General features: G+C 42.7%; 24 protein-coding genes. 11 read left to right on the forward strand and 13 right to left on the reverse strand.

From position 1 onward, the window contains the following. Nucleotides 1–438: 438 nt before the first annotated feature. The 5 genes from LQ226_RS17500 to LQ226_RS17520 all read right to left on the reverse strand — a co-directional run bounded on the left by LQ226_RS17500 (nucleotide 439) and on the right by LQ226_RS17520 (nucleotide 5,617). Nucleotides 439–561 (reverse strand): YfhE family protein, encoded by a 123-nt coding sequence (locus tag LQ226_RS17500; RefSeq protein WP_231419339.1) that lies wholly within the window; start codon nucleotides 559–561, stop codon nucleotides 439–441. Between the two features lie 102 nt (nucleotides 562–663). Next, a complete protein-coding gene (locus LQ226_RS17505; protein ID WP_231419340.1) occupies nucleotides 664–1,215 on the reverse strand; it encodes a GNAT family N-acetyltransferase in 552 nt (183 codons plus the stop codon). Nucleotides 1,216–1,788: 573 nt separating this feature from the next. Continuing rightward, nucleotides 1,789–3,207, reverse strand: a complete 1,419-nt coding sequence (locus LQ226_RS17510) for an MBL fold metallo-hydrolase (protein WP_231419341.1) — start codon at nucleotides 3,205–3,207, stop codon at nucleotides 1,789–1,791. A gap of 370 nt (nucleotides 3,208–3,577) precedes the next feature. Beyond that, on the reverse strand, nucleotides 3,578–4,690 hold the full coding sequence (locus tag LQ226_RS17515) for an amidohydrolase (protein ID WP_231419342.1): 1,113 nt from the start codon (nucleotides 4,688–4,690) through the stop codon (nucleotides 3,578–3,580). 21 nt (nucleotides 4,691–4,711) lie between these two features. Further along, a complete protein-coding gene (locus tag LQ226_RS17520) occupies nucleotides 4,712–5,617 on the reverse strand; it encodes a TIGR01777 family oxidoreductase (RefSeq protein WP_231419343.1) in 906 nt (301 codons plus the stop codon). Between the two features lie 119 nt (nucleotides 5,618–5,736). Here LQ226_RS17520 and recX point away from each other — a divergent pair, with 119 nt between their 5' ends. Further along, nucleotides 5,737–6,552 (forward strand): recombination regulator RecX, encoded by an 816-nt coding sequence (recX, locus tag LQ226_RS17525; protein WP_231419344.1) that lies wholly within the window; start codon nucleotides 5,737–5,739, stop codon nucleotides 6,550–6,552. A 253-nt stretch (nucleotides 6,553–6,805) separates the two neighbouring features. Here the strand turns inward: recX and LQ226_RS17530 are convergent, their stop codons facing one another. Then, on the reverse strand, nucleotides 6,806–7,459 hold the full coding sequence (locus tag LQ226_RS17530) for an SDR family NAD(P)-dependent oxidoreductase (RefSeq protein WP_231419345.1): 654 nt from the start codon (nucleotides 7,457–7,459) through the stop codon (nucleotides 6,806–6,808). 82 nt (nucleotides 7,460–7,541) lie between these two features. On the opposite strand from LQ226_RS17530, the gene LQ226_RS17535 reads away from it, so the two are divergent. Beyond that, nucleotides 7,542–7,892: a YfhH family protein gene (locus tag LQ226_RS17535; RefSeq protein ID WP_231419346.1), complete on the forward strand. Its 351-nt coding sequence runs from the start codon at nucleotides 7,542–7,544 to the stop codon at nucleotides 7,890–7,892. Nucleotides 7,893–7,952: 60 nt separating this feature from the next. Here the strand turns inward: LQ226_RS17535 and LQ226_RS17540 are convergent, their stop codons facing one another. Beyond that, a complete protein-coding gene (locus LQ226_RS17540) occupies nucleotides 7,953–8,750 on the reverse strand; it encodes an HAD family hydrolase (protein WP_231419347.1) in 798 nt (265 codons plus the stop codon). 158 nt (nucleotides 8,751–8,908) lie between these two features. Here LQ226_RS17540 and glcT point away from each other — a divergent pair, with 158 nt between their 5' ends. The 4 genes from glcT to LQ226_RS17560 all read left to right on the forward strand — a co-directional run bounded on the left by glcT (nucleotide 8,909) and on the right by LQ226_RS17560 (nucleotide 13,106). Continuing rightward, nucleotides 8,909–9,748 (forward strand): glucose PTS transporter transcription antiterminator GlcT, encoded by an 840-nt coding sequence (glcT, locus tag LQ226_RS17545; RefSeq protein WP_231419348.1) that lies wholly within the window; start codon nucleotides 8,909–8,911, stop codon nucleotides 9,746–9,748. Between the two features lie 200 nt (nucleotides 9,749–9,948). Beyond that, a complete protein-coding gene (gene ptsG, locus LQ226_RS17550; protein WP_231419349.1) occupies nucleotides 9,949–11,967 on the forward strand; it encodes a glucose-specific PTS transporter subunit IIBC in 2,019 nt (672 codons plus the stop codon). A gap of 18 nt (nucleotides 11,968–11,985) precedes the next feature. Continuing rightward, nucleotides 11,986–12,252: a phosphocarrier protein HPr gene (locus LQ226_RS17555; protein ID WP_231419350.1), complete on the forward strand. Its 267-nt coding sequence runs from the start codon at nucleotides 11,986–11,988 to the stop codon at nucleotides 12,250–12,252. Between the two features lie 251 nt (nucleotides 12,253–12,503). Then, complete coding sequence (locus tag LQ226_RS17560; protein WP_231419351.1) at nucleotides 12,504–13,106, forward strand: TetR/AcrR family transcriptional regulator; 603 nt, start codon at nucleotides 12,504–12,506, stop codon at nucleotides 13,104–13,106. Nucleotides 13,107–13,227: 121 nt separating this feature from the next. Here the strand turns inward: LQ226_RS17560 and LQ226_RS17565 are convergent, their stop codons facing one another. Both LQ226_RS17565 and sspK read right to left on the reverse strand, forming a co-directional pair. After that, nucleotides 13,228–13,401: a YpzG family protein gene (locus tag LQ226_RS17565; protein ID WP_231419352.1), complete on the reverse strand. Its 174-nt coding sequence runs from the start codon at nucleotides 13,399–13,401 to the stop codon at nucleotides 13,228–13,230. A gap of 12 nt (nucleotides 13,402–13,413) precedes the next feature. Beyond that, entirely contained in the window at nucleotides 13,414–13,572 is a 159-nt protein-coding gene (gene sspK, locus LQ226_RS17570) for a small acid-soluble spore protein K (protein WP_036787409.1), read from the reverse strand. Nucleotides 13,573–13,712: 140 nt separating this feature from the next. Here sspK and LQ226_RS17575 point away from each other — a divergent pair, with 140 nt between their 5' ends. Continuing rightward, nucleotides 13,713–13,979, forward strand: a complete 267-nt coding sequence (locus LQ226_RS17575; RefSeq protein ID WP_231419353.1) for a YfhJ family protein — start codon at nucleotides 13,713–13,715, stop codon at nucleotides 13,977–13,979. Nucleotides 13,980–14,042: 63 nt separating this feature from the next. On the opposite strand, the gene LQ226_RS17580 is transcribed toward LQ226_RS17575, so the two are convergent. Beyond that, a complete protein-coding gene (locus LQ226_RS17580) occupies nucleotides 14,043–15,023 on the reverse strand; it encodes a metal-dependent hydrolase (protein ID WP_231419354.1) in 981 nt (326 codons plus the stop codon). 91 nt (nucleotides 15,024–15,114) lie between these two features. On the opposite strand from LQ226_RS17580, the gene mutY reads away from it, so the two are divergent. After that, a complete protein-coding gene (gene mutY, locus LQ226_RS17585; RefSeq protein WP_231419379.1) occupies nucleotides 15,115–16,167 on the forward strand; it encodes an A/G-specific adenine glycosylase in 1,053 nt (350 codons plus the stop codon). A gap of 238 nt (nucleotides 16,168–16,405) precedes the next feature. Here the strand turns inward: mutY and LQ226_RS17590 are convergent, their stop codons facing one another. Next, entirely contained in the window at nucleotides 16,406–16,630 is a 225-nt protein-coding gene (locus LQ226_RS17590; protein ID WP_231419355.1) for a hypothetical protein, read from the reverse strand. Nucleotides 16,631–16,780: 150 nt separating this feature from the next. Between LQ226_RS17590 and LQ226_RS17595 the strand changes: the two genes are divergently transcribed. The 3 genes from LQ226_RS17595 to LQ226_RS17605 all read left to right on the forward strand — a co-directional run bounded on the left by LQ226_RS17595 (nucleotide 16,781) and on the right by LQ226_RS17605 (nucleotide 19,737). Next, nucleotides 16,781–16,975, forward strand: coding sequence for a gamma-type small acid-soluble spore protein (locus LQ226_RS17595; RefSeq protein ID WP_231419356.1), 195 nt, complete (start codon nucleotides 16,781–16,783; stop codon nucleotides 16,973–16,975). Between the two features lie 298 nt (nucleotides 16,976–17,273). Beyond that, entirely contained in the window at nucleotides 17,274–17,804 is a 531-nt protein-coding gene (gene ntdP, locus LQ226_RS17600) for a nucleoside tri-diphosphate phosphatase (protein ID WP_231419357.1), read from the forward strand. A 154-nt stretch (nucleotides 17,805–17,958) separates the two neighbouring features. Continuing rightward, nucleotides 17,959–19,737, forward strand: a complete 1,779-nt coding sequence (locus LQ226_RS17605) for an ABC transporter ATP-binding protein (protein ID WP_231419358.1) — start codon at nucleotides 17,959–17,961, stop codon at nucleotides 19,735–19,737. Nucleotides 19,738–19,789: 52 nt separating this feature from the next. Here the strand turns inward: LQ226_RS17605 and LQ226_RS17610 are convergent, their stop codons facing one another. Both LQ226_RS17610 and LQ226_RS17615 read right to left on the reverse strand, forming a co-directional pair. After that, nucleotides 19,790–20,863 carry an FUSC family protein gene (locus LQ226_RS17610; protein WP_231419359.1) on the reverse strand — a complete coding sequence of 358 codons (1,074 nt, stop codon included), beginning with the start codon at nucleotides 20,861–20,863 and terminating at the stop codon, nucleotides 19,790–19,792. 191 nt (nucleotides 20,864–21,054) lie between these two features. Continuing rightward, on the reverse strand, nucleotides 21,055–25,542 hold the full coding sequence (locus tag LQ226_RS17615) for a glutamate synthase-related protein (protein WP_370635525.1): 4,488 nt from the start codon (nucleotides 25,540–25,542) through the stop codon (nucleotides 21,055–21,057). Between the last annotated feature and the right edge of the window lie 391 nt (nucleotides 25,543–25,933).

The following is a 25,933-nucleotide window of genomic DNA, read 5'->3' on the forward strand; positions in this document are numbered from 1 at the left end:
ACCTCTGGTCGATAAGTCAACATCAATTCGCCTGTGGCTCATCGTGTTTCCTTTATCTCGCGGCGGTTCAGTCCAGTCTATACGTTGCTAAGCGGGCACTTGCGCTTTTGAAATAAAAAAACGGCTACTTTTTAGGTAGCCGTGCAGAATGATTGTTCCATTTTATATGTGCACGAAAAGGGGAGGAATCGGTGCATGTTTAAACGATTGTAATCGTTTGAATGGAACAATCTGTTATTCACAGTTATATCCACAAGTGAATGGTTATATACATGTGTTTTCCAGAAGTTATTAACACTATCCACAAAATTCTGAAAAGTTATACACATTTTATTATACACAGATGGGGGATTGGATATGAAAGGTTTTTCCAAACTTGTTAACAGTGTGCACAACTGTGTGGATAACTTTTCTCAACAGGGTTAATTTTCAAAAAAATCAACTCTTTTTTGCATGATCGAGTGCAGTGTTGGCACGTTTGAACTCTTTACGATACATAACCTCTTGCGTTTTACTTAACTTGCTGCGACGTTCTTTTGCTTGTTGTGCTTTTGATTTCATGGAAAAGCCTCCTTTTTACTAGTAGGATAGGCGTAAATAAGGAAAAATATACAAAAAGAGCCACTCGACTTGTTGGGTACGAGCAGCTCTTTAGGCTGACTTTCATGCTTCTTGCGCTTGTTCTTCGCCTTCGTCCGTGCGGTAGTAATGGAAAACAAATTGATCTTTCGTGATAGCGAATAGGTCAAAAACTTCTTCTTCTTGATTAATCCAGTCGTATACTTCAGGGTAATTGATGTTTGCTTGCGTGCAGTAAGGAAGTTTTAGAGCAGCCTTTTTAGAACGTGGGTTGCTTTTTCGGATCTTCATAAAGATCGTGTTTACATCAAGTTCGAAGAATAATTCTTCAAAAAAGGCTTCTTTCGCGAGACGATTGTAGCCTTTGCCGTGGAATGGTTTGCCCAACCATGTAGCTAGAAAGCCGCTGTTGTTGCTCATATCAAATAGATTGATTGTACCAATCGGTTGATTCCATTCATCTACAATGGTTCTTGAGATTAGTTCCCCTCGCTCTTCAGCCTCGAGGGTTTGTTTAGTTAGAAAGTAGTATTCATCGGAAGAATAGGCTTTGTGGCGGACGTAAGGAAACACTTCAGGGTCAGACATCAAATCGAAAAGGTGCGGGGACTCGTGCAGATCGCGTTTTTTCAACATAAAAAATACCCTCCTGGTCGTGAGGGCAGAATTGTACCGTTCGGGAATCCACACATTGGTTTCCTGGTCTCGAACCACCCTCGAATTTTTATCAAATGCTCACAAAAATCCGGGGTGGGAATCGAACCCACTAGGACCAGTTACAACTGGTGGCTCACCATTTGCCTTCCCTGCGAAATTGTCTATTAATAATTTATGATTTCGCATCATATCTCTATCCTTATAGTACTCGATCCATTCGAAAAAGGGAATCATTATTTTGCTCATTTTTCGAAAAAATTTCTAAAAAATATTTAACTTATTTCGGAGGGAGATCTCCTCCTTCTTTTAAGCTTCGAGGGCGTTATTCTAATTTTGTTAGGGCTTGCCCGGGGACGGCGAGACTCCCGCGGGGAAAGGAGCCTAGGGGAGACCCCGGAAGACGGCTTGCCGTCTGAGGAGGCTTCCCAGCTCCCCGCAGGAAAGCGAGTCGTCCCCGGGCTAGCCCAAGCACCTCCAAACGTAATGCCCCATCTGTTCTTTTCTCGAACATAGCCAAAAAAAAAGCCGCGATTCACGCGGCCTTTTTGGTACTTATTTTGTTTGTGGAAGGTCTTCTTTGGACCAAGCGCCGAAGCCTCCGGCCATGTTCGTTACATTCTTGATGCCGTTAGCTTGAAGGATGCTTGTAGCCATTGCAGAACGGCCGCCAGATTGACACTGAAGAACAACTGGCTTATCTGTAGGAACTTCATCAATACGCTCTTGAAGGTAGCCAAGCATAATGTGCTTCGCTTGTGGAATGTGTCCAGCGTTCCATTCGCCTTCGTTACGCACATCAATAAGGTTTACTTCTCCGTTTGCGATTTTATCTTTTAGTTGATCTGGTGTTGCAATTTCATAAGACTCTGTTTTGATTCCTTCTGCTTTAAGGCCAGCAATTGCAGCTGTTTCCATGTAACCTGCTACATCGTCAGCGCCGATTGAACGAAGAGATTTCGTTAAGTCTTCGATATTACGCTCATCTGCGATTAGATAGACGGGTTTGTTGTAATCCACTAACCAACCTGCCCAGTTCGCAAAGGACTTATTGTGTGGAATGTTGATTGTTCCAGCAATGTGTTCTTTTGCGAATTCACTTGCAGGGCGAGTGTCGATCAGTTGCATGCCGTTTTCAAGTTCATTTGATAATTCGTCTGCTGTAAGAACAGTATTTTTAGGTTCACCTAACTCACGAATCAGAGCAGGACCTACTTTATTAACCTTCTTCATCACAGCGAAATATTTTGGTGGCTCTGGCTGTTCGCTGATTAATTCATTAATGAATGCTTCTTCTTCATCATGGCGAACCGCCCAGTTTGTCGCTTTTTCGTACCCAACTGTACTAGAAGGGATAGCGCCAAGAGCTTTACCACAAGCACTACCAGCACCGTGTCCAGGCCATACTTGCATGTGATCAGGTAATTGTTTGAATCGTTTTAGAGATTCGAACATTTGCTTAGCGCCTACACGAGATGTGTCTTTTTGGCCTGCTGCTTTTTCAAGAAGGTCAGGACGGCCAACATCACCAACGAATACGAAGTCACCCGTGAAGACACCCATTGGCGTATCTTGGTCACGGTCGTAAAGAACGAATGAGATAGACTCAGGTGTGTGACCTGGTGTATGCATCACTTCGATTTTTACGTTACCGACCATAAACTGATCACCATCACGTACAATTTCGTGATTGATCTCATCTAAGAATTGGTACGTCCAGTCATTTCCACCTTCTCCGGATAGCATAGCTGTTGCGCCTGTTTCTGTTGCTAATTCTTTAGCACCTGAAACGAAGTCAGCGTGAATGTGTGTTTCAGTAACACGTGTAATAGTTAGGTTTTCTTTCTTTGCTGTATCTAAATAAGCTTGAATGTCACGAGAAGGGTCTACAACGAGTGCTTCACCAGTTGCCTGGCAACCAACCATGTAAGAAGCCTGTGCTAATTTTTCATCATAAAAATACTTTAATAACATGAAAATCCCTCGCTTTTAATAAGTTTTTATAACAAATTCATAATACCAGTGGAGGTATATGAGTAACTAAAAAATTTTTGTCTTGCTTGCTACATTTTTTATAGTATCACATATACCCTCAGGGGTAAAGGGCTTTGTTTTTTGGTAATTTGTGTTTTTTCTATTCTCTCTTTCATCTACCCTATCTATTTCTGAAAAAGTTGTCGAATCCCTTTTAAAAAACGTTTTCTTCACAAAACGTTAACATCTATAGAAGTAGAGGCTGTGTAAACAGTGTAACTTATATACCCAAGGAGGTAAAAAGGTCTGTTTGTTCGAAACCCTTTGCCATCAAAAAACCCCCTTTGGATGTCCAAAGAGGGGAGATGTATTAAACGATTTTTCCGTCAATCATTGTCCATAGAGGTTTTGCCATAAAATCAAACGGATGCCCGTTCCATAACACAAGGTCTGCATCTTTTCCGATTTCAATGCTACCGACACGGTCATCTACTCCTAGATTCCGAGCAGGTAAAATGGTGATGGCCTCTAAAGCCTTCTGCTGTGAAAGACCTTCTCTGGCTGCGAGGGCAGCACAAACATTTAAGTACTGAATCGGAGTGTAAGGGTGATCTGTTGTGATACTTACGTGTATACCTTGCTCGGTAAGTGCCCGGGAGGTTTCCCATGATTTGTTCTTTAATTCCACTTTTGATCGACGCGTAAATGTTGGTCCTACTGCGACTTGAAGATTACGTCCGGCTAATTCTTCTGCGATGAGATGGCCTTCTGTACAATGTTCAATGCGAAGATCTAATTGGAATTCATCCGCAAACCGAACTGCACTCATAATATCATCAGCGCGGTGGGCGTGGATGCGGACAGGGATTTCTCGCTTAAGCGCCTGGATAATAGGTTTATTACGCGGGTCATCCGGATACTCACACCATTGAGCGCGAGTAAATGTTTCCCTGAGCATGCCCATGATGCCCATGCGGGTAATTGAATCATTGCGGGATTGGGAGTGAATGCGCTTTGGATTTTCTCCAAGAGCAAGTTTTAACCCAGCGGTTTCTTTCAGCAACATATTCGTAATGTTCCTGCCGACCGTTTTAATGACAGAAGTGGTCCCGCCGATGACGTTGGCGCTTCCTGGCATGATGTGCGCAGCTGTAATTCCGAATTGGCGAGCGTCTTGAAATGCGCTATCGAGAGGATGTGCGCTGTCTAGTGCTCGAATATGAGGCGTCATAGGTTCAATGGTTTCATTTGCATCGTTGCCAGCCCATCCTGTTCCTTCATCATATAAACCTAAGTGGGTATGAACATCAATAAAACCAGGGAAGAGGTGTAGTCCTTGTCCATCAATGACCTCTTCCTCTGGATCTGTTGGTACTGTCTGGCCGATCGCCTTAATCTTACCGTCTTCAATAAGAACTTCCCCGTATTCTATAGCAGGAGATGTAATTGGATGAATCGAAACATTAGTAATACGTGTTTTCATTTGTTGCCCCATTTCCCTTTCTTAATCGCACAAAATGTCGCGTAAGGCTGGTTCCAGTGTTGGATATTGAAATTCATAGCCTTGTTCAAGCGCTTTTTGTGGATATACGTATTGTCCTTGTAGAAGGAGAATGCTCATCTCTCCGAGCGCTCCCTTTAAAGCGATAGAAGGTACAGGTAACCAGTGAGGGCGGTTTAAGACCTTCCCAATGGTGTGGCCGAGTTCTTTGTTTCGCTTTGGCTCAGGAGCTGTTGCATTCATTGGACCTTTAACTTGGTCGTTGTTCAGCGCGAAATCTACCATCCCGACAATGTCTTGAATGTGGATCCATGACATCCATTGTTCCCCGTCTCCGACAGGTCCGCCAGCCATCATTTTATAAGGAAGCGCCATCTTTGGAAGGGCTCCTTCTTCGCCGAGAATGACACCAAAGCGCAAATAAACCGTACGTACATTATGATTCGTAGCTTGTTCCGCGCGCTTCTCCCATTCCGTTACAACATTTGCAAGGAAGTCATCACCTGGTGTTGTCGTTTCTTCTGTGAATGTTTCGCTCTTAGATGTGCCGTAAAACCCTACAGCAGAAGCATTTACCAGTACCCCTGGTGGATGTTCCATCTTTTTAATAAGATCTAATACAGCTTCTGTAGCCTCAATACGGCTGTTCATAATGCGTTTCTTTGTTTCTTCTGTCCAACGGCTGCTATTTAAATTTTCCCCTGCCAGATTCACAATCCCATCAAGGGGAGGGAGTTCTTGTTCAGGGGAGAATTCATCTTTTAACCAACCAACGTATTTGACTTTGTCCGTATTAGGGTGCTTGTCTGGATTTCTCGTTAAAATATACACTTCATGACCTTGATGAACGAAATGTCTCGTGATGTGTGTCCCTACAAATCCTGTTCCTCCGGTTATGGCTATTCGCATTGGAAACCCTCCTACAAATATAGGTAATTTTAGTTTATATCAGTTTTATAGAAAAAGCGACAAGGGAATGGACGAGATCTTCCTTAATTCGTGATAAGATGAAACAGAGGTGAATATTGTTGCCAAAAATCACTAAAATCACTACACAGAAAAAGAATACGCAACGTTATAATATATTTCTTGATCGAGGCGAGGGAGAGGCCTACGCCTTTAGCGTCGATGAAGAAATCCTGATCGAGTATATGTTACGAAAAGGACAAGAAATCGATGAACCGACTATTGAAGTCCTTGTTGAAAAAGACGGCTATCACAAAGCGTATTCCCTTGCTCTTAATTACTTAAGCTACCGGATGCGTTCGATTAAAGAGATGCGAACGTATATGAGAGAGAAAGAGTACGAAGAGGATAAGATTGATTTTGTCGTGGATCGCTTAGTGAAAGAAGGACTTCTAAATGACCAGGAGTTTGCTGTTGCTTTGGTTCGGACTCGTCTCCACACATCAAGTAAAGGTCCTCTGCTTGTAAAGAAAGAGTTAATCGAAAAAGGTCTGACGGCAAATGAGGCAGAACAGGCTTTAGAGCACTATCCTTTTGAGGATCAAGTGGAGAAAGCGAGTAAGTGGGTAGAGAAGAAGCTTCGTTTGGATGGTAGGAAATCATTTAAACAACAGATTCAAAAAGTTCAGCAGACGTTAATGCAAAAAGGATTTCCCCAAGACGTTATTAAAATTGCTATGGAAGACATCTCGGATGAAAAAGACAACGATGCCGAATGGCAAGCTGTTGTTCATCAGGGAGAGAAGGCTTTACGTAAATATTCTTCAAAAGCTGAGGGCTTTGAGCTGAAGTATAAAGTGAAAGGGGCTTTATACCGCAAAGGGTTCCCGTTTGAGTTAATCGAACAATTTTTAGAAGAATACGTCACGGAGGAATGAAGGAAGAGCTATCATCTGTTTATTACAAGATGATAGCTCTTTTTGATGCTTGGCTCAGTCCAGTCTATACGGGGCTACCGGGGGCTTGCGCTTTTGGTTACATCCAGCTCCGGCCCCCAGCCCCTAGTAGACTTCCCTCACCTCTGGTCGATAAGTCAACATCGATTCGCCTGCGGCTTATCGTGTTTCCTTTATCTCGCGCCGGCTCAGTCCAGTCTATACGGGGCTAACCGGGGGCTTGCGCTTTTGGTTGTTAAATCTCAATTTCTTCTCTTCCATCATCCTGATTAAAGATGATTTCTGCTACGGTTGCGGGGTCTTTTAGTTTTGATGGGTTACTGACGTGTTCGCTTCCGTCCCAAAATGGGGTGTTCATGCCACCCATGTATACAGCGGTGACGGAGACGGGGGTGTCGGCGAGTTCTTTTTGTAAGCTTTCTGTGAAGCCTCGTTGTGCAAATTTGCTCGCGCAATACACCGATTCATTTACTTTTCCTCTTAGACCTGCTGTAGAGATGATATTTAGAATACGACCGCCTGATTTCTTCAAATGAGGAAGGGCAGATTGGGTCATATAGATCGTTCCCTTGACGTTTGTATTAAGCATTTGAGTGATATCAGTTGGTGTTAATTCCTGAACAGGGCCAAAGATACCGAGTCCTGCATTATTAATTAACACGTCTAACGCTGGCATAGTAGATAGGGCGTTTTCAGCGGAGGTAGGGTCAGTAACGTCACAAAGAACAACTTCTGCCGTGCCGCCTTGCTCTTCAATTTCCCGTTTAACGACAAGTAATCGTTCCTCGGTTCTTCCAAGAAGATAGATGGTATTATTTTTGGATGCGTATTGTTTAGCTAGTGCTGCGCCGAGGCCTGTCCCGGCTCCTGTGATCGCTATGGTACTCATGTGATGACTTCCTTTCTTCATATAGAATCTAGTTTCTATTGTGTCCAATCGTTGCTAAAATGTAAATGAAAGGGGTGTCAACATGGAGAAACGTTTTAGTGATATGACGATAGAAGAGTTAAGAGACCGTGTAGCTGAGCTAACAGAACAAGCTCGAAAAGCTGAACAAATGGGAATGGTAAACGAGTATGCGGTCCATCAACGTAAAATTATCATGGCAAAATCATATATGATGAACCCTGCAAAGTATCAAGTAGGCGAAGTCTATGAGATTGAAGGGGACCCAGGGATCTTTTTTGAGATCGTATATATGAACGGCGTCTTTGCTTGGGGGTATCGCAGGAACGAACAAGGGGAACGACTTGAAGTTCAAGGTTCTGAAGATCAGGAAGCCATGCCGATCTCGATGTTTGGCGAGAAGGTTGAATCATAATAAAAGTCCCGTGCAAGAGTTTGATTCTTGCACGGGACTTTTTTGGATGGATGAAAAAGTTTAAGCCTCTTTTTGATCTAAAAGGTGTTCAATTGCTTTAGCTACAGAAGGAACAACTTGGCTTGCTTGTTCTTTTACAGCGGGTTCAGCTTGAGACATTGCGTAACTGTGAGTGGTTAAGGAAAACATAGATAAATCATTAAACGAGTCTCCGACACAAGCAATTTCATTTGGCTCGATGTCGAATGATTCGAGGAGGTGTTCGATACCTGCGCCTTTACTAATATTTTTAGGCATCAGATCTAAACAAGCTGGATCTGAAATAAACGTATCGAGCACGTCGCCAAACTGCTCTTCAATTCTTTGCTGCATTTGCTTAAGGGCTATGTTGGCACCATGGAGCGAAATCTTAGACGGATGAATGATTGTTCCAAGCTGATCGGCTAGGTTAGGCTCAATAATCACCGGGCGGAACATACGCTTTTTCATGGCTTCTAGACCTTTACTCTCTTCCTTTACATAAACGTCTTTCTCTGTAGAGACCGTTGTAATGAGCTCTTCATGAACGGCTGCTTGAAAGACTTCTTTAACATGGGTTGGTTCAAATGTATGGCTATGGATATGAGAGCCATCCTTGTCGTAACCGAATGCACCGTTTTGACTAATGCGATTGGCTTTTCCTTCTAAGTCCATCATCTTTAGGACAGCTTCTATTTCATGGTCGAGGCGGCCTGTTGCGATTGTTAATTGAACACCGTGATCCATAATCGTTTTGATCGCTTCGATATCACGGGGGCTCACCTCTTTCTCAAAGTTTAAAATTGTTCCATCTAAATCAAGAACAAGCATTTTAATCATATGTAACACACCTTCTATTATATGGATTAGGTTCAAAGATTGATTTTACCATAAAAGTATTTTATAATTTGCAAGCGTTTTTATACAACTATTAAAGAATGTTATGATATAGAGAAAAAAGACATAACTGGTTAAAAGAGAAGAAATGGGGTGAGGGAATGCCTGCTTCAGCTAGGGTTAAACGAGTGCTTAACAATAATGTTGTTATCGCCATTCATCCTGTCCATGAAGAGGTTATTTTAATTGGTAAAGGGATTGGATTCGGCAAGAAAAACGGTGAAGCTCTTGATGTGAATGAAGTGGAGAAAACATTTTTATTAGAAGATAAGGTGATGCAAGAAAACTATAAGCAGCTCTTACCCTATGTAGGGGAAGAATTTATAGGGTTTATGGATGATCTGCTGTCTCATATTGAGTATCGGATGAACAGTACGTTAAACGAGCATATTCACATTGCGTTAACCGATCACTTATCATTTGCGATTAAGCGGATGAAGGAAGGGTTAGAGTTTAACAATCCTTTTCTAATTGAGGTTCAGACGTTGTATCCTAAAGAACATGAGGTGGCTTTAGAGGTCGTGGATATGATTGAGAGCCGCCTGGGCTTTAAGTTTCCGGTAGGAGAAGTTGGCTTTATCGCGATGCATATCCATAGTGCTATAACCGATAAAGAGATCTCCCAAATTAGCAGGGATTCAGAGTTAATTAAGCAGTTAACTCAATTGATTGAAGATGAGCTCTCAATTGATCTGGATCGTCAGAGTATCGACTTTCACCGTCTTGTTCAGCACTTAAGACGGGCGATCGACCGCGTTTATAAAGGCGAAGAAGTAGGAGAAAGAACAAAACTCGATGATCTGTTGAAAAGTGAATATCCTGTGTGCTATAATTTAGCTTGGAAGTTGATTAAAATTATGCAACAAAAGCTCAAGCAGCCAATTGACGACGCTGAAATTGTTTATTTAACGATTCATTTACAGCGTTTGCAATCATCATAAATGTTATTCTTTACGTGTTACTGACACGATCAGGCATGAGTAAGGAAAGACAATACAAGTCATACTAAGGGCTACGTATACCCTTATGTGTGGATTTGTGAGTCTTTTTTTACTCATGCCTTTTTTAATGCTTTAAATGAAAGCGTTTGTGATTAGGCTGACAGCTTAAAAACAAAGAACATGAGAGGGAGGAAACGAGAATGTTTAAACAAGCTTTTGGTACATTACAAAAGGTCGGTAAAGCTTTAATGCTTCCTGTAGCGCTTTTACCTGCTGCTGGTTTGCTACTCGGGTTTGGTACGACTTTTCAAAATGAGACATTCTTAAATAAAGTTCCGGCGTTCCGCGCAGAATGGATTCAGATGATTGCTGAAGTCATGGCGGATTCTGGGGATATTGTATTTTCAAACTTAGCCTTACTATTTGCCGTTGGTGTAGCGGTTGGATTAGCTGGTGGTGAAGGTGCCGCTGGACTTGCTGCGATCATTGGTTACTTGATTATGAACGTAACGATGGGCGCAATTGAAGAAGTTACGCCACAAATGGCATCTGATAGTGCCGCCTATGCGGAAGTATTAGGTATTCCGACGCTTCAGACTGGTGTCTTTGGTGGTATTATCATAGGTATTATATCCGCACTACTCTATAAGAGATTCTTTAATATTGAATTGCCTCAGTATTTAGGGTTCTTCCAAGGTAAACGTTTCGTGCCGATTGTAACGGCATTTACTTCTTTATTTGTAGGTATTGCGATGGTTTATTTATGGCCATTTGCTCAAAACGGTTTAAACGCGTTTTCACACGTCATGTTAGAGCAAAACAAAGTGATTGCAGCGTTTGTGTTTGGTGTTATTGAACGTTCATTAATTCCGTTCGGATTACACCACATCTTCTATTCTCCATTCTGGTTTGAGTTTGGTACGTATACGAACCAAGCAGGAGAAATTGTTCGTGGTGACTACTCGATCTTCTTTGCTCAGTTAAAAGATAATGTTGAGCTTACAGCTGGTACATTCATGACAGGTAAATTCCCGTTCATGATGTTCGGTCTTCCGGCAGCTGCATTAGCGATCTACCATACAGCTAAGCCAGAGCGTAAAGCGGTTGTTGGTGGTATCATGGGTTCTGCAGCCTTAACTTCTTTCTTAACAGGAATTACAGAACCACTTGAATTCTCATTCTTATTTGTGGCACCATTATTATTCGCCGTTCACGCGATCTTCGCTGGTTTGTCATTTATGGTAATGGAGATCTTGCAAGTTAAGATCGGAATGACATTCTCCGGTGGTTTGATTGACTACTTGTTATTCGGGGTTCTGCAAAACAAAACCGATTGGTGGCTTGTTCTACCAGTAGGTGCAGCCTTTGCAGTCATTTATTACTTCGGATTCCGATTTGTAATTCTGAAATTCAACCTAGCAACGCCAGGTCGTGAGGATGAATCAGAAGATGGCGGAGCTGAAGTTGATGTGAATGAGAAACCATTTGAAATTCTTTCGGCTCTTGGTGGACAAGAAAATATCACATATTTAGACGCTTGTATCACTCGATTACGAGTATCTGTGGACGATAAAGGGAAAGTTGATAAAGATCGCTTGAAAAAACTTGGCGCATCAGGTGTAATGGAAGTTGGTAATAATATTCAAGCTATCTATGGTCCTGCTTCTGATTCAATAAGAGGACAAATTCAAGATATTATTGATGGCAAAACGCCTCGTCCAGTGGATAAAGAGCCTGCTACAGAAGAATCTTGCGAGGCTCCTACAGGAGAGTTCAGCTTTGTCAGTCCTCTAAAAGGTGAAATTATGCCGATTTCAGAGGTGCCAGATGACGTATTTTCAGGTAAAATGATGGGGGACGGCTTTGCAATTCTTCCATCAGATGGTGAGATTGTTTCACCAATTAACGGGAAAGTACTAAATGTCTTCCCAACGAAACATGCTCTTGGTTTACAAGCTGAAGATGGTACAGAAGTGCTGATCCACTTTGGAATCGATACCGTAACCCTAAAAGGGGAAGGATTCGAAGCATTTGTATCAGAAGGCGACGAAATCACTCAAGGTCAAACTTTATTAAAAGTTGATATTGATTCCGTTCAAGAGAAAGTACCATCCATTGTCACTCCAATTGTGTTCACAAACCTTGGAGAAGGACAAGTTGTGAAGATTAACGCAGAAGGCGCTGTCTCACAAGGACAGAAGAATATTATTTCAATTTAATTAAAGGAGAGATTTTTCATGGCAGAACAAACAGTGAAAATTACAGCAAAAGACGGTGTGCACGCACGCCCAGCAACAGTACTTGTACAAGAAGCAGGTAAATACGAAGCAGACGTTAACCTTGACTACAACGGTAAAAGCGTTAACCTTAAATCCATCATGGGAATCATGTCTCTAGGAATCCCTTCAGGTGCAGAAGTAACATTCAAAGCTGAAGGTAGCGACGAAGAAGAAGCGCTTAAAGCAATCATCGACGTTGTTAAAAACCAAGAACTAGGTGAATAATCACCACCCAGAAAACCAGCATCCCTAAGGATGCTGGTTTTTCTTATATCAGCTCTCTTTAGTGCGGTGAAAGAATGCAGGGTGCCAGACACGCTTTAGTGCGGTAGAAGTACGCAGGGTGTCAGACACGCTTTAGTGCGTTAGAAGTACGCAGGGTGTCAGACGCACTTTAGTGTGATAGAGCGTGCTTGTATTGGGGGTGAGGATTTTCTACAATGGAGGTAGGTAAGAATCGATGAGGAGTGAGTGGTGTGCAAGGATCTAATCATGCGGAGACGAATGAGGAGCTATATAATCGGGCGAAGAAACTGTTTGTAGAGCGTGGCTATGAGGAAGTAACGATGAAAGAGTTAGCCAAGGAAGTTGGATGGAGTGAAAAACAATTAGTAAGAAGGTTTGGATCTAAAGGTGACTTTGTTATTGAATTGATGATGGAAGGTTTTTCACTTGAGGAAGAAGAGAACGATCCAGATGTCAGGAGCCTTAATACGAACAAAGCAGTAGCTGATATTGTGTATGACTACATAATGAAACGGTTGAACCGTTATTTGATATTTGGCAAGAAGTTGTTTAAAGAAATGATGACCTGGAGTTTAAGTCTTGCGAAGAAAAATCCGGAGATGATGAACAAGTTTGTTCAAATGGATTTTATGTTCGTTGATGATTTAATTACTTTTTTAGATGGATTGAAAGAAAACGGAGTTCTTGAAACAGAATTTGATTCTGTGCAAGCTGGGGAAATTGTTTACAGTGTGTTAGCCTTTGAATTCTTAGTTTATATTTATCAGTCTGATCATACGAAAGATCAGCTACATGAAGGAATCCAGAAGAAGTTACATTTTATCTTTACATAAAAAAGACGAGCCCAAAAGGCTCGCCTTTTTCTTTGGAACATCCACTTTAACGCTGTACAGAGAAGAAGGGTGTCAGACACCCTTTGCAACTGTAAAGAGTAAAAGGGAGAATCCAGCCAGGTTAGCTACGTTTTCGCATCTGGACTTGGGTGATGATTTCGGATTGAGATTGTTGGGTCTCTCCATTTACTTGGTCGAAAGCGTGTTTCGTACTAGCGCGTGGAGATTGGAAAGGGTCACTGTATAAATTCTTGAAAAAACGTTTGTCTACACGTTTCTCTGATTTATTGGCCACGACAGGTCCCTCCTAGAAATTTGTGTGATCGCGTTGGGAAGATTTGCGCGCTCGTTCTTGTGGGCGCGTGTTAATGGTGCCGTTTGCACGTTTAGCTCCGTATTCGGACTTAGCGCGTGCTTCACCATTTGGCTTTTTCTCAGGAAATCCCACGGTTTTATTTCTTACCATTCTAATCCCTCCTGAGTCATCTCTTACACCCTCGCTAAGAATAAGTTCTTTTTAAGGGTGTAAGCATAGTATGTGCATCTAATCCGTTGCTATGTGATACAATGGGGTACAGATTGCTGGAAGTAAAAGAGGTGAATACCATGGAAGATATTTTTGATCGGTTAGCGAATCGTCTATGCGAAGAGAACGATCAGCTTAGTATGTATCAAGCACGTATTTGGGTGGAGTACTTGTGGGAAGATTTCGAAACGACAAGAGCTAAGGCCGGACGTGAATATGAGGGGAAACAAGTGACGGAACAAATTGTAATGCAGTGGATTAACAGCTATGGTTCTCGTCTGCACGACTTTATGAGTCGAAACCCCCGTTATCAGCACTTATTCAATGATGATCAACAATTGCACTAAACGATAAAATTTCTTACATGAAGAAAAGACACGGAATCAGGTTCCGTGTCTTTTTTAATCCTTTCATGTGGGTAGGACGTCTAACTTCTTTTGAAGCTTCTCTTCTGAAAAGATCCAGCCAGTATAAGAAGATAGGATATTTAAATCATCATCCAATGTCACCACTGCCACAAATGGATACCGTTCATTGGATCGATAACGCAAATCAATTAATCGTACCTCTGTATAATCATCGTATTCATCGATCTCCCATCGATACACAGGAGAGAAGGAAAGGAATGCATCCATATTCTCATCTTGAATAGCCTTTTGCATAACGGGTAGATCCGGAAGAGGTTTTCTCTTAAATTCATCAAGGATTTCTATTTCTCCGTTCTCTGCGCGGCCAACATAAAACTTATCCCCTGTTGTGATGGCTAGTCGCCATTTGTTGTAACGAATGGTAGGAGAGGTTACAATTTGCTCTACATGATCATAATGATTCTTGATTTTATTTACCATTTCACGTTTGGTGAAATATCGTTTAAGATAATAAAGGACAAGCACAAACCAAACAATGATAAAGGTTATACCTGGATTTGCTCCAAGCCCCCAGGCTATGATTCCTACAAGGTGAAGGCCAAATATATACGGATCAAACGTGTTTATGATTCCGTAAGCAACCCACCTATTCGAAAAGGGTCTGTATGCTTGTGTGCCGTATGCATTAAATACATCTACAAATACGTGTAGAATAACAGCGAAGAAAGTCCATAACCATAAATGAAGGAAATCCACCTGAGGGAAAAAGGCATAAATCAATCCTGCGATTAAAATCCCCCATAAAGCAACAGCTGGCATTGAATGGGTAATCCCACGATGATGACGAATATAGACCGCATTATTACGGAGTTTGTTAACAGTATCGAGGTCAGGAGCTTGAGAACCAGCCATTACGCCAATGAAAACGGCATTAAATAAGGCAGGATCGCTTTGTACAGCAGGATCGAGCGTGGCTAGTCCCCCTAAAGCAACTCCCATAACAACATGGGTACCAGTGTCCATCTTAAGCCTCCTTGTAGACTCTCTTCAATTTTTAGATAATTTTATTGTAACAAAAGGGTGAACAATTGTGAAAAAAGAACCAACTTACAATATGCTTGAAGGCTTTGATCTAGAAGCCTTTCGCCAGGATTTAATCCAGTGGTTCCAAGCCGAGCAGCGGATCCTCCCGTGGCGTGAGAATCAGGATCCATATCGGGTATGGGTGTCTGAAATCATGCTTCAGCAAACACGGGTAGATACCGTTATTCCATACTTCCAAAATTTCTTGGAGAAATTTCCGACACCAGAAGCACTCGCTTATGCCGAAGAACAAGACGTTTTAAAAGCGTGGGAGGGCTTAGGATACTATTCCCGTGCACGTAATTTACAAACGGCGGTGCGTGAAGTAGTCGAAGCCTATGACGGCAAAGTACCCGACAATGAGAAAGAACTTGGGTCATTAAAAGGAGTCGGACCATATACAAGAGGGGCCATCTTAAGCATTGCTTATGATGTACCGTCTCCCGCTGTGGATGGGAACGTCATGCGTGTCTTATCACGTATTCTGATGATTGAAGAAGATATTGCCAAGCCGGCAACTAGAAAAATTTTCGAGTCGTTGATAAGAGAGCTTATCTCAAAAGAAGACCCATCTTCTTTCAATCAGGGATTAATGGAATTAGGCGCGCTTGTCTGTACTCCTAAGAGCCCGTCTTGTCTTCTTTGTCCTGTGCGCTCCCACTGCCGAGCTTTCCATGAAGGGAAAGAAACGGAACTACCTATTAAGTCTTCTAAGAAGAAACAAAAGCGTCTTCCTTACATGACTCTCGTTCTGCGAGATCAACAAGGACGATATGTAGTCGAAAAGCGTCCTGAAAATGGATTGCTCGCAAACCTATGGCAGTTCCCGATGGTTCCTATACAGCAAGTGGACCGTGAAAAAGTTCCAGAGTGGGTGAAAGACCACTATGGGTTAGATATTGAACTGTTAAATACAGTGGATCACATCAAACATACTTTCTCCCATGTGATTTGGGATCTAGAAGTGGTTACTGCTTCAGCAAGTGGCGAATTGACCGCTAGCGATGCTCGTTTTGCTTCCAAAGAAGAACTTGAGGCTTTACCATTTCCGGTTTCCCACCAAAAAGTTCACAAACATCTATAAAAGGACTGCCCCCGTTAAGGGGCAGTTTTTTTATTTAGCGATGCCGTCCAGTCTGTACGGTGCTAACCGGGCGCTTCCGCTATTGTGTCATCCAGCTGCAGCGCCCAGCACCTAGCAGACTTCCTTCACCTCCGGTCGATAAGTCAACATCGGATCGCTGTCGCTCTCCGTGTTTCCTTTATCTCACTGCGGTTCAGTCCAGTCTGTACGGTGCTAAACGGACGCCTCCGCTTTTGTGTTAGTCAACTACAGGTTTAGTCCCTGATGTCCATGTGGCTTCTCGTTTGGTGAAGCCTCCGCGGCTTTGGATCTCTTGATTGATCTCTCTTAAGATCGTCGTGCCTTCAGAATTAAGGTAAGGAACCATTTGACTTAAAGCATGTTGGAAATAAACAAGCTCATCTTCGCGCCAGTCGTCTTTCTTTGTCACCGTAAGTTCAGTCATATCTCGACCAATATACATGATTTGATCCCTCCCATATATATAGGATGAGCAGTAAAAAGGTGACCTATACGGCAATGCTGTTGTGATTATTGGATTAATATGGAATTTAAATTTATTGGATAAACTTCGTGTTTTCTGCACAATCTAGTTGTTGCGGAGGTGATTAAGTTGGCTAAAAAACAAAACCAACAGCAAGCAAACCAAACAGCTTCAGGTACAAATGTTGATCACGTGAAACAGCAAAACCAACAGTCTGCACAAGGACAAGGGCAATACGGTACAGAATTTGCTCAAGGCCAAGGTAAAACAGACGTACAACACGTGAAACAACAGAACCAAAAGTCTGCACAAAAGAAAAAATAACAGCATCATCATACGCGGATGTCGTAACCCCCAAATTTTAACGACTTCCTAAAAAGAAGAGTATCCCTGAAAAGTTTTCTCTTCCCTTGGTCTTTCTGCCTAATCAGCAGGAAGCCTACGGGAGAGGGGCTTAGGGGGTACTCTTTTTTCGTGTTCTTTAAATAATTCTCCCTTTCCTCTCTGCGATTTAGTTTTATTATTTCCAATCGACTCTACTTATCGTTATAATAATATGAAGGAAAGATATAGAATTTTTAAATTAAAAAGGTCGTGTGAATAGAGGAGAAAGGGAGATTTCATGCCAGTCCCAAAGCCAGGTCAACATATACAAATTCATAGCTATAAGCATAATGGTCAGTTGCACCGAGTGTGGGATAGCACCACTATATTGAAAGGAACGAATAATGTGGTGATCGGTGCCAATGATAAAACAAGGGTAACGGAAAGTGATGGTCGTACCTGGATTACACGGGAACCAGCCATATGTTATTTTCATTCGAAGTACTGGTTCAATATTATCGGTATGCTCCGTAATGACGGGGTATATTATTATTGCAACATTAGTTCTCCGTTTGTCTATGACGAAGGGGCCATTAAGTACATTGATTATGATCTAGACGTCAAAGTGTTCCCGGATTATACGCACATCCTCCTAGATGAGGACGAGTATGAAATTCATCGCCAGGATATGAATTATCCGGGTGTACTCGATCATATTCTAAAGAACAATGTGAATCACTTGCTGCGTTGGGTAAGGCAACGAAAAGGGCCTTTTTCACCGGAGTTTATTGATCAATGGTACGAACGTTACTTAACTTACTTGTCGTAAGAACAAGAAATGTCCTAAAAGGGGACGGATCCCAGAACCATATGGGATTGTCCCCTTTTCTATTCGTTAAACGATCGCTCAACAAAGATGTTTTGACAGCGTCCTATAGTTTACTAAGGCGCTTTTGCAACAACATAGAGGAAGAGGTGACACCATGGGTAGCGTGAAGCGCTATATGAATTTCGTAAAACCCTATAAGTGGAAAATTGTACTTACGGTGTCGATTGGGATATTAAAATTTGGTATTCCTTTATTGATTCCGTTACTCTCAAAATATGTGATTGACTCCATATTAAACAATCCTGATATGACACAAGCAGAGCAAATTGATCAACTGTTCTGGCTCATGGGAGGAGCTTTCGTCGTATTCGCTATTATTCGTCCGCCTGTTGAATACTTCCGCCAGTATCTTGCTCAGTGGGTCGGGAACAACATTTTGTATGATATTCGCGAAAAATTATTTGATCATATCCAACGTCTTAGCTTGCGGTTTTACTCCAAAACCAAAACAGGTGAAGTTATCTCACGTGTTATTCATGATGTTGAACAAACGAAAAACTTTGTTATGACAGGCTTAATGAATATTTGGCTCGATATGATTACGATTGTTATTGCGATTGGGATCATGCTTTATATGGATGTCTGGTTAACGCTTGTATCGATCTCCCTGTTTCCCCTATATGGATTTGCTATTAAATACTTTTATTCTAAACTACGGAGACTCACGAGAGATCGTTCCCAGGCTCTTGCTCAAGTACAAGGGCATCTGCATGAACGTGTGCAAGGGATGCCTGTTGTGCGGAGCTTTGCTCTTGAGGATTATGAGCAAGAGCAGTTTAATGTACAGAATAAGAATTTCTTAAACAAAGCGCTGAGCCATACGAGCTGGAATGCGAAAACGTTTAGTGTAACCTCAACGATTACAGACATCGCGCCATTACTCGTCATCGCATTTGCAGGGTACTTTGTTATTCAGGGTAATATTCAAATCGGTACGATGGTTGCGTTTATTGGGTATATGGAGCGCGTTTATAGTCCCCTTCGCCGACTTGTGAGTTCGTCGACTGTGCTCACTCAATCTCTGGCATCAATGGATAGGGTTTTTGAATTTATGGACGAAACCTATGACATTAAAGACAAAGAGAATGCGGAGAAGCTTGAGCACGTTCATGGGGACGTAGAGTTTGATCGGATCTCATTCCGCTATGATGAGGATGAAAGCCTCGTATTAAAGGATCTTTCATTGAATGTTAAGAAAGGGGAGACCATTGCCCTTGTTGGAATGAGTGGGGGAGGAAAGTCGACCCTTATTAGCCTGCTCCCTCGTTTCTACGATGTAGAATCAGGTAGCATTAAGATTGACGGGAAAGATATCCGAGATGTCGAAGCTCGCACTCTTCGCGATAAGATTGGTATGGTACTTCAGGATAACATTTTGTTTAGTGAATCAATTGCTATGAATATTAAGATGGGGGATCCTGATGCAACGGATGAAGAGATGATTGAAGCAGCTAAAGCGGCGAATGCTCATGACTTTATTATGAGTTTGCCGTATGGATACGACACGACCGTTGGGGAACGAGGCGTGAAACTCTCTGGAGGTCAGAAGCAACGTGTGGCGATTGCCCGCGTATTCTTGAAAAACCCGCCATTGCTTATCTTAGATGAAGCAACGTCTGCTCTTGATCTTGAAAGTGAACATTTAATTCAAGAGGCCTTAGAGAAACTGGCGGCAGACCGAACGACGTTTATTGTGGCTCACCGTTTATCCACAATCACGCACGCCAATCGGATTGTTTTGCTAGCTGATGGAGAAATCAAGGAAGTTGGCAGTCACGAAGAACTTATGAACAAAAAAGGTGCCTACTACGACCTTTATCAGGTTCAACAACTTGATGATGCTGAACCAGAAACAGAATATTTAGGAACGTAAATAAAGGGAGAGGGGCCGCATCATGCGGTTCCTCTCCCTTATTTGTTTGCCACTATTTCTTAATCGTCTTAATCTGTTCACTCGTATGATAGAGCTGATAACTAGAAAGGAGCTTTTTCAAATGAGCCAATTTCTGATGATAATCCATTAATTTCGTGGCAAGAGGGAGGAACATTAATTTCTCTTCCTCTGTTTCTTTCTCTTCATATATATCAATTAAGTACTCGACTAACTTAGGGATATTTGGCTCACCAGCTTCTTCAATTGGGTCGGTTTCATGGAACCTGATCCTTCCTTTAAGAGAAAGGATGAGTTTCTCATGAACGTGGATGACTTTATCCAGCTCGTTCACAAGTGTTGTTCTAAATTCTGAAGGGACTTTGTCCATTTCATTTTCAAGGCTACTAAACGTTTTCAGCACTTCGAAAGCCTTTCGGGTAGTCGAGATTAAATGCTTAAATAAAATAAGTTTACGAGCTTTTTCAAACCGGCGCTTCTTAAAATAGGTTCGTTCTTCTCTAAATAAGCTGTATGTGTGATCTAAGGTGACCATTGCACTCTCAAGGCGATCAATTTCCTCGCGTAGAGCAGGTCGATCAGAAAGATGCCGGGTCGTAATGCGAAGCCATTGTAAAATGTCACCTGTATGTTGGTCGACCTGATTGAATAACTTCGTTTCGTATTTAGGTGGGATAAAGACCAGGTTCACGACAAAGGATGCGAAGATCCCGATCATAAGAGATGAGAAGCGTAACATCGTAAATGGAAGAAGGTCCATCTCTGTCGATTCCATAATGGCGATAACGGCTACAAGGGCTAGAAGAATGGTGTTCTCTTTCATACCAAACTTCACACAGACACCGATAACAAGGACGATCGTAAATCCCATAATAAACGGATCATTCCCAAGAGAAACCAATATTATATAAGCGACAATCGCTCCAATAATATTCGCTTCTACTTGTTCTACAATTGACTGATATGACCGGTAAATGGATGGTTGTATGGAGAATAACGCAGCCATACCTGCGAAAACTGTGCTTGTCTGGAAGGGGAGGGCTGCCGCAATATAAATAGCAATGGCAACGGCTAGTCCTGTCTTCAGCATACGTGCACCTAACTTCATGTCACAACCTTCTTTCAGAAGAAAAATCCAATAAACGAGATTGATTATACAAGATCTGCTTAGGAAAGAACAGAGGTATTCTGTAAATCTTTACTAATCTTTGTGGACAGTGTCACATATTATTCATCATACGTCTAGTCGAGACATAGCATGCAAAAAAATACCCTGCGCTAGGCAGGGTATTCTATTGGTTATTCGGTTGATACAGAAGGATCGGCTTGAATCTTTTCAGGAACGACTTGTAGGAAGTGGTCCTCGAGGTTTCCAAGAAGGAGTTCGAGTGACTCAGCTTCCTGTTCCTGACCGTGCTGTTTCAGAACATCAATGTACCCTGTTAGCATCTCTTCCACATCCGCTTTACCTGCTGGATTCAGTGGTTCAATCTCCACTTTAGCTCCTTTGGCAATTCGTTTATGAAGTGCTTCTTTCGTTAATCCCATTTCAGGCTGGTGACGAAGGTAAACTGCTCCTCCGGTCATTCCGGCGCACATCCACGGTCCTGGATCCCCAAGGACTAATCCGCGTCCATTCGTCATGTATTCAAAAGCGAAGCCTTTAATACTTGAATAACAACCAAAGTTGCCGTCATGTTCAGTTGGAAGAGGGGCTTGTAGCTGTTGACCAATAATAATGTCAGCACCAGAGAGACGAATACCTGCTCTGGAGTCAGCTGTACCTTGTACGATCAGTCGTCCTTTTTGGGCACCGTATCCAAACCCTTTTCCAACAGCTCCGTTAATGTAACCGCCATGGGCTCCAGGAGATTTCAAGATGGCCAACGTACCACCGAAAGCAGCCTTGCCGACACCATCCTGGCCGCCTCCGATAACAGAAGTGTCCATACCATCTGTAAGATAAGCTCCGAACCCATTTCCGACGATTGACCCTTCTTTGTAATGTAGGCGAATTGGGTCAAGATCGCGATAGGAGCCATCGAGGCGATCGCGCACGCGGTGACAAGATACACGACTGCTCAGATTCCGTTGTTCACTTGTAACATTTTCAAATTCTCTTGAGTCAAGCAGTTGCTCTTGATTGCCATCTAAATATTCTGCTCCCACGGCCATTAACAGACGTTCTTCCATACGTTCGTGTTTCTTCTGATAGGCTTGAATTTCTTCAACTTCAAGTTTTTCAAGTAGTGGGGTTAAGTCCATCCACTCTTCACCACGATATTGTTCTAATAAATCAGAGCGTCCGACAAGGTCTTGCGTTTTCGAGAATCCAAGCTCAGCGGTTAAACGTTTTAACTCTTCGCCAAATGTGGTAAAGAGATTCATAAGACCTGTAACAGATGGCTGATATTCTCTAGGAACAAATCGACGGAGACCGTGCTCTTTGGCTTGAGCTTCTGTTTCAATTTGAGTGGCAATTCCAACGTGGCACGTATCAAGGTGACAGCCACGGCAAGCAGTACAACCCACAGCAATCATAGATAACGTACCAAATCCAACCCGATTCGCTCCAAGAAGCATGACTTTCATAACATCCAGCGGGCTGCGAAGACCCCCGTCTGCCCAAATTTCAACGGAGTGACGAAGACCGGCTTCAAGCAGGGCGTTATGAGCAGCCTTGACGCCAATTTCAACAGGAAGCCCAACATGTTGAAGAGCATGAATTCGGGCTGCACCTGTACCGCCATCGAAACCACTAAGGGTTATGAAATCAGCCCCAGCTTTAGCGACGCCGACAGCAATCGTTCCAATATTCGGCACGATCGGCACTTTAACGGTCACTTTAGCTTGGTCATTGGCAGTTTTTAGCTCTGAAATCATTTGGGCCAAGTCTTCAATGGAGTAGATATCGTGATTGTTTGATGGTGAAATCAAATCAGATCCGACCGTTGCGTTACGAGCTTCTGCGATCTTTGCTGTTACTTTTGAACCTGGAAGGTGACCGCCTTCACCAGGTTTTGCTCCTTGACCAATTTTAATCTCTAGCAGGTTCGAGGAATTGAGTAATTCCGCATTCACTCCAAAACGTCCGGAAGCGATTTGTTGACCTCTGGTATTCGGATACTTTCCGAGCATATCCTTAATTTCTCCGCCTTCACCATTAAACGAAATCATGTTCAGTTGGTCAGCGGCTTCAGCATAGGCGCGGAAAGCTGTTTCATTCTGTGAACCAAATGACATGGAAGAGATCATAAACGGTAAGTCATGGGTTCCGACTCCGAGGTCTACCTTCGTTGCGTCTTCATTATTATCGCTTGGTTTTGGTTTAACAAGATGACGGATGCTGAGTGGATTCTTTTCTTCTAGTCCGTCAATTTTATCTCGTAAGTCATCAATTGGATTTCCTTTAGCGACATCTCCGATTGATTTCCAAAGGCGAGGCCAGGCGTGGAAGCTCTTACCTGGACGAGCTTTTTCGTTTTGGAAATCTTCGCGTCGTTGGATAGCATCTTCTTTCAGGGCGTTCCAGTCATAAGATAACCCTTCGCCGCCAAAGAAGTTGACAATTCGTAATAGGTCAGAGAAATCATTATGGAGCCCAATGGCTGAGAAGAGGCGCGCATATCCTCTTAACTCGTGAATTCCAATAGTAGAGATGACTTTCTCGAGCCCTTTATTCATTGCGTAATAGAGGTTAAGAGTTGGTGTTAATTCTTCTTCTGCAACCGTTGCAAACAGCAGGTAAGGATTGACCGCGTCTGCTCCAAGGCCAAATGCTGTAATCAAATCATGTAAGGACCGGATCGATGCTGAGCGAAGAATTAAGGATGTATTTCTTCGTTTATGTTCTTCGACAAGTCGCTTATCGATTGCAGACACGACAAGATGAGGATCTAACCATAAGTGATCTTCTTGATGGGTGTCTCCATCATTTAAAACGATGAGCTCGGCGCCTTCGTCTACGAGCAACTCGGCTTCTTCTGATAAACGAGTCAGTGCATCTTGAATATTTTCATTCTCACGAGCGGTAATGGAAAGGGTCTTAGATAGACCGGCGCTTTCAAAACGGTGAAGAATTTGTTCAAAAGATGGTTGCTGTTCTTTTTCTGAAATCGTTTGAGCGTGTACCCCTTCGACAAGCAGAGGGGATAAAAGCTCCAGGTTAAATGGCGCGGTTTCTTTCGTTGTCACACTTGGACGTCGTCCTAAAATGGTTCGGGTGGAGAAGTGCTCGGCTTCTCGGTCGCGGTCAATAGCAGGGTTTGTGACGACGGCGACACTTTCTTTAAAGTAATCCGCAATGTTTTTGCGCCCCTGGTGCAAAGAAGCCAGAGGGACATCGTGTCCAAGGGAGCGGATCGGTTCAGCGCCTTTTTCAGCCATTTGCTCAAGAAGCTGAATGTGTTCGCGATCCCAGCCATACGCTGCATACCATCCATTGTGTACATTCGTTACAGTTGGATGAGGCTTTACGCTTTCTGTGTTTCCAAGTTGGAGGCGTGAGTGGAACCCTTCAAAGTCAAAGCGGGCTCCCATGCGACGGTACACTTCTTCTTGATAATCAAAATGATCATAAACGTGTAACGTACCTTCCTCATCGTATTTCACGCCTACTTTTTCCCCAGGAGATAGAGGTTTTGGATCACTGACGTACTCACTGTTTGCGCGAATGCCTGGTTCTGAACAGAACAAGTAGGCATCAAGTGTTTCGAGTTGCCATAACGGACGTAAGCCAAGAGAGTCCAGGCTGAATGCGGCTTCATTTTTGTGACGGGAAATAATACCGGCTGGTCCCTGTGCGAAGTGACCCCAAGCTTCCCTCATGTAGGCATACATATCCTGAATGTGAGTCGGGTAACGTTTTAATTCGTTTATGATCGGTGGGAACATTAAATCTAGAGCTTCAAATAAGCCGTATCCTTCTCTTTTGACAAACGTTTCGATCGTACGGTTAAGGTCTTGAGAGTCACTTCCGTTACCGGTTAAAGGCACGTTAATCATTTCAGCTTCATCACGCAGTTTGGCAATCGTGTTAATCTCGCCGTTGTGACCTAGCATGCTAAATGGCTGCACGCGAAAAAAGCTTGTTAGGGTATTCGTAGAGTAACGGTTGTGTCCTAAAGTCATGGCTGAAGCAATCTTAGGGTGATCCAGATCAGCGTAATATTGAGGAAGCTGATCACCGGCTCCCATAACTTTATAGACAACGTGGTAGGAAGATAAAGAGGCTACATGAACGTTCTCATCTTCTTCAATTGCAAGAGAAACCTCAAATAAAGCACGCTCTAAATCGATTGTGTTTTCGTTCGGTAAAAGGGCAATCTGCCAGAATATCGGCTCTTGTTTCTGCGCAAGAGGGCCAAGGGCTTCTGTGCGAGTAGATTGTTCGTCCTGATAAAGTAATTGAAAACCATGTTGGTCTAAGATGTTTTGGATATTGGTTTTAATTGTGGTGGTTTGGGCTTGTTTATTGATGAAAAGGTGTCCTACAGTAAACTGAGCGTGGTGGGCAAGTGATTGGTCTTGTTGCTTTGAAGCTAGCTTTTCCTCCCAAAGGGCTTTGGGGATATCCATATGGATCCCTACGCCGTCGCCTTCTTGTTTCGTGAAACCTGCACGGTGGTTCATTGTCACGAGTGCATTGATGACGGTATTGATGTTTTCTTTTGTGGGCTTGTTTTCTTTCTGAACACAAGCCACAATTCCGCATGCATCATGCTCATGTTTGTGATAATCCCGAAATTCATTAGGGTTCCAGTTTACGCGTCTCGATTTGGCCAAGATGACCACACCTCCTTGAAGATTTACAAATAGAATCGACTGTTCAGAAAGTGAAGGACTTTCTTCTAGTCGCTAAATGAGAAAAAGAAGGGCTTTCGCAATATCATTGCAAAAGCCTACAAAGCGCTCTGTTCAGAACGAAATCTTTCAGGAGCGAATGAAAGATTTTTTGAAAAGGGTAAGAAATGAAAAGTGCACAATCCGATGTACAAATTTTCTGAATTATTTATTATAGTATCACATGGGGTGGGGGTTTGCAATTAAATATACAGCTATTTGTATGAGGAGAGGGGCTGGGAAGCATTGTGTTGGAATGCTAGAATCATTGAGAAGCCTATAGGTAAGCGTTTTCATAAATGTGTTAAAAAATCCCCGCAAGAAGTTGCCTTGCGGA

Source organism: Pontibacillus sp. HN14 (assembly GCF_021129245.1).
GTDB lineage: Bacteria > Bacillota > Bacilli > Bacillales > BH030062 > Pontibacillus.